The sequence below is a fragment of the Chryseolinea lacunae genome (assembly GCF_016735595.1).
In the GTDB taxonomy this organism is placed as follows: Bacteria; Bacteroidota; Bacteroidia; order Cytophagales; family Cyclobacteriaceae; genus Chryseolinea; species Chryseolinea lacunae.
This window is the reverse complement of record NZ_JAERRB010000026.1, coordinates 1-4679: the sequence shown is the minus strand read 5'-3', so window position 1 is coordinate 4679 and position 4679 is coordinate 1. Positions and strand designations below refer to the sequence as shown.

Sequence of the window (4679 nt, the reverse complement as noted above, 5' to 3'; positions counted from 1 at the left end):
CAAGACCGATTGCCGCAGGCAATCGCTCGCCTTGGTCTTGATATCCATGGAGCGGTCACTTAGCTTTGCTTATAGACTGAAAAGGAAACTTTTGAGTGGCCCAATTTTCGGGGGAGCTTACACCCAGGCAATGGCATTCGCGAAAATCCAAATTGTAGCGTCGTTAAAGAATTTTCGGATGATGTAGAACTGCGCTGTTCCGATCATGCTGCCAAAGGCGGCGCCGGCGGACATTGTACAAAGACTGACGTATAATGGTTGTTATGAGATAGCTTGGCAAATAAGAAGATGATTAGAATGGAGGGGGCAATATAAGAACCCATCCGGCAATCGCTGTTAGCGTTGTGATAGCAATCCACAGACTTGGTTTGAAATCCCAGACGAATCTGGAGAGCAATTTCCATTGTACATATGTCAATCGTTGTTAGGAGTAAGGAATGCTTACTCACAATTTGTCAAAAACCATCGGCAGTCAGCTCCGTTCGAGTTTGCGGTATGAGGTCTGTTTCGATTTTTTCTATAACCTGTTAGAATTCTGAATAATTAACCTGATCTAGGTGTTGGTACTTTTTATACGTATATTTTTAACGAAAACGGAAGATTGCTATTCCGTTTTACTTTAGTCAACTATAGAGTAATCGTATTCGACGATAAGATTATTGTCCACAGCCCACACGCCTGGCGCTTTCCAGGCGATACGTTCTGCCTCCTCTCGTTGAAACCAGGAAGAAACCGTTCCATAGAGGGTTACTTTGGTGCCCAGTACAGTCACCTTGATGTCACTGGTATCAATAGACCAATTGCGCGACAATGCGTTTTTAATTTCCTTGGCCTCAATGACGTCAAGTGATGTGGGCTTGATTTTCATATTGTTAAAAATGCCTTTCACCCCTGTTAGGGCGGACACGACCCTTCTTGCTGCTTCCCGTTCATAATTCCAGTTGAGTTCACCTTCTAGAGTAACCCAACATCCTCCACGGTCACCTTGATTTTGTCCCTTGGAATTTTTCCATCCCACTTCAGCGCATTTAATATCAAAAGACCGGCTTCCTAGAGGTAGGCAGACCGCCCAATCTAGCGTCGTTCAAAATGATGTCTGGACCATGTGAATCATCCTGACTAAAGTCAGGAAAGAAAAGTATTCACTGTGACTTTTATCACCTAAACTATTGGTGAGGTGTCGTAATGTTACATGCAAATGAAAATGCGCACAAAATCGAGCAGGAAGAAAAAAATATTAAACGAAAATGGAACCCATTGAACAAGTAGTAGCTATGCCACGCATAGGGGATAAAGCTCCTGAATTTAAAGCCGTTACCACTCAGGGTGAAATCAACTTCCCTAATGACTATAAGGATAAATGGATTATTCTTTTTAGTCACCCGGCTGATTTCACTCCCGTTTGTACGTCAGAGTTTATGACGTTCGCGAAAATGGAACCTGAATTTACTGCCTTGAATTGTCAGCTCGTGGGCTTGTCAATCGATGGATTATATAGCCACATCGCGTGGTTAAGAACTATACAGGAAAAGATCGAGTTTAAAGGAATGAAAAATATTGAGGTCAAATTCCCATTGATTGAAGATATAAGTATGGAGGTGGCTAAAAAATATGGAATGATCCAACCTGGTGAAAGTTCCACTAAAGCGGTTAGAGCGGTTTTCTTCATAGATCCGAAAGGAATGATTCGGGCCATTATTTATTATCCACTTTCCATGGGCAGAAATTTTGACGAGTTAAAGCGAGCTTTGATTGCTATGCAAACGGCCGATACTTTCGGTATAGCAACACCTGCCGACTGGCGGCCAGGCGATGATGTGATTGTACCTACTGCTGGCTCTTGTGGAGTTGCTAAAGAAAGAATGGAAAATAAAGATGACATCACATGCTCCGACTGGTTTTTCTGTACAAAGCCATTACCCCTTGAAAAGGTAAAAACAAAGTGATATGGAAGCGCATTACTATAATGTCGAAATAAACTGGAATACGGAACGCAAGGGGATCATGTGTTCTTCTGAATTGAACAGGGATTCCGTCAATTGTATTGAGGTAGCAACGCCTCCTGAGTTTCCCAAAGGCATGCCCGGCATATGGTCACCAGAGCATTTGTTTACGGCCGCTGTAAGTAGTTGTTTAATGACCACCTTTTTATCTGTAGCAGAAAATTCAAAATTGAACTTTGTAAAGTTCAGTTGTAAATCAAAAGGGAAATTGGAACAGGTGGACGGAAAACTTGTAATGAGTGAAATCATTCTTGAGCCTACGCTCACCATTGTGGAAGAAAAAGACCGTGAACGAGCGGAAAGGGTGTTGCATAAGTCGGAGGCCGCATGCCTAATTTCAAATTCGATAAAGTCACGGGTCATCATGAAGCCAATCGTAATAGTTGAAATGCAGGAGGTGTAGACCATTGCGCAGGCGAATATCTGCGGAATGAATAAAGGTAATGAGTCACATTGAGTGATCATTTCGAATTTTCACACCCCGCCAGGCAGGTTTCTGGTAAATTGAAAGCTGTTTGAATATTTCAGATGGTTGCATAATGTGTTGATAGCTATATTATTGATATTTTGTTGTAACCACATGATCTAATATGGTTATTTTCGTCACAAAGGATGGATGCCCTTTCGGCGGAAGCATTCGAATCGCCGTCAATAGCACCAGTTACGGAACCGTGATGGGAGGACTGCTGTTGGATATGTTTAAACCCGCCGATAAGAAGACTCAAAGGATCATCCATAGGAACCCATCCTTGAGGTTTCCGTGACGGAGCGCAACATTGCGTTACCCTCATTTTTTTTTGCTGTCTTAATCCCAGTAAAAATTGTTAAAAAAAATCTGAACGTGACCCAAGTCACAGTCCGGGGCTTACCCTCACGCTACTTTTGTATCAAATTCTAAGACACATGAACAAAGTAGTATTGGGGACACTGGTCTGGAGCATTCTATGCGCCCTGTCAGTCCAAGGTCAGGTCGCGCCGCTGTCCCTGGATCAGGCATTAGAGGCCACGCTCAAAAACAACAAGGAGATACATCTGGCAACGCTCGATGAAGCCGCGGCGGAAGCCAAGTATGGACAAACCAACGCGGTATTTCTACCGCAAATCAAACTCAGCTATACTGGCATGAGCAGCAACAACCCGTTAAATGCTTTTGGGTTTAAACTCCAGCAACAAGCTATTACCCAGAATGACTTTAATCCGTATTTGCTAAACGAACCATCGGCTACACAAAATTTTGTAACGAAGGCCGAATGGCTTCAACCCATCCTGAACCTGGATATGTGGGCGATGCGCCAGGCCGCGCAGGAGCAACAACTGGCCTATGCCTTTAAAACAAAACGTACTAAAGAGTACGTGTCCTTCGAAGTGCAAAGAGCTTATGCACAGTTGCAACTGGCACATCAGGCCAAAAGTGTTTTGAAAGATGCCTTTCAAGCCATTAATGCAATTTATACAGCCACTACTAATCGCTTCGAAAAAGGCTACTTGCAAAAGTCAGATGTCCTGCAGGTTGAGGTTCAGGTAAAGTCTGCCGAAAACAAGCTGGCCGAAGCAATAAGCAATATTCAGAATGCTTCTGACTACCTGGGGCTGTTGATGGGCGCTAAAGCAGGTGTCATTTATCAGGTTGACTCCATCGCCCGCATAACACCGATCGACAACACGCCGGCAGAGATACCTATCGATCGCGCTGATTTCAGAGCCATGCAGTCTGCAGTGACCACTCACGAAAAAATGATCAAATCCGGTAAGATGGCGTACCTGCCGAAACTAAATGCTTTTGGCGAGTATATGATCAACGACCGTGAAGCTTTCGGTTTTGGGTCTAATTCTTATTTGGTGGGCGCACAGCTATCATGGACACTATTTAATGGCACAACTACTCGCAATAAAATTTCGGAGCAACGCATCGAACGGGATAAGACGGTGGAGCAACTCGCCCTGCAAAAGGAGCAGGCTCAACTGGAGCTGAACAAGGCTGCACGCCAATTGCAGGACGCTCTATTCGCGATACAGCGACAGGAAATTGCCGTCAGTCAATCGGCGGAGGCCCTTCGCATTGTTCAAAACAGATTTCAACAGGGGCTGGTGACAACGAATGATGTATTACAGTCACAATCCCTTTTTGCACAACAAAAATTGCTGTTCGTGCAGGCTATTTATCAATACAATACAACCGCCTCTTACCGGCTTTTCTTGACCACGACATCCGTAAAATAAACGAATACCATGAAACGATATATTCACACTGTTAACCTTGCCTTTGTATCTCTTGTCATTCTTTCTTCCTGTTCGCATGACCAGCGGGAAGACGATGGGGAAAAGGATAGGCCCGTAACCGTGACCGTGACCACGGCAGGAAAACAGTCCGTCCACTCCGTTCAGAGTAGCGGGCAGGTTGTGTCCGGTGAAACGGCCATGATCAGTACACGTATGATGGGCTTCATAACGGACATCAAAGTAAAACCTGGCGATGAAGTGAAAAAGGGACAGCTGCTGGTTACCATCAGCAATGACGACATTCTTGCCAAACGCGCGCAGGCGCGCGCCATGGTTTCGGAAACTGAAGCGGCGCTGCGCGATGCACAAAAGGACTATGAGCGCTATACCGAACTCTTCAAGCAACAAAGTGCTTCGCAAAAGGAGTTGGAAAACATAACCCTCAATTACAACTCG

Annotated in this window: 5 protein-coding genes; 4 read left to right on the top strand and 1 reads right to left on the bottom strand. The window is 44.6% G+C overall.

Annotated elements, in window-relative coordinates:
- Positions 1-619: 619 nt before the first annotated feature.
- Positions 620-1018: a BON domain-containing protein gene (locus tag JI741_RS33220; RefSeq protein WP_202016732.1), complete on the bottom strand. Its 399-nt coding sequence runs from the start codon at positions 1016-1018 to the stop codon at positions 620-622.
- A 229-nt stretch (positions 1019-1247) separates the two neighbouring features.
- Between JI741_RS33220 and JI741_RS32365 the strand changes: the two genes are divergently transcribed.
- The 4 genes from JI741_RS32365 to JI741_RS32350 all read left to right on the top strand — a co-directional run.
- A complete protein-coding gene (locus JI741_RS32365; RefSeq protein ID WP_202016729.1) occupies positions 1248-1946 on the top strand; it encodes a peroxiredoxin in 699 nt (232 codons plus the stop codon).
- 1 nt (position 1947) lies between these two features.
- Complete coding sequence (locus tag JI741_RS32360; protein WP_202016728.1) at positions 1948-2406, top strand: OsmC family protein; 459 nt, start codon at positions 1948-1950, stop codon at positions 2404-2406.
- 500 nt (positions 2407-2906) lie between these two features.
- On the top strand, positions 2907-4223 hold the full coding sequence (locus JI741_RS32355; RefSeq protein WP_202016727.1) for a TolC family protein: 1317 nt from the start codon (positions 2907-2909) through the stop codon (positions 4221-4223).
- 9 nt (positions 4224-4232) lie between these two features.
- A partial coding sequence (locus JI741_RS32350) for an efflux RND transporter periplasmic adaptor subunit (RefSeq protein ID WP_202016726.1) occupies positions 4233-4679 on the top strand: 447 nt, incomplete at its 3' end.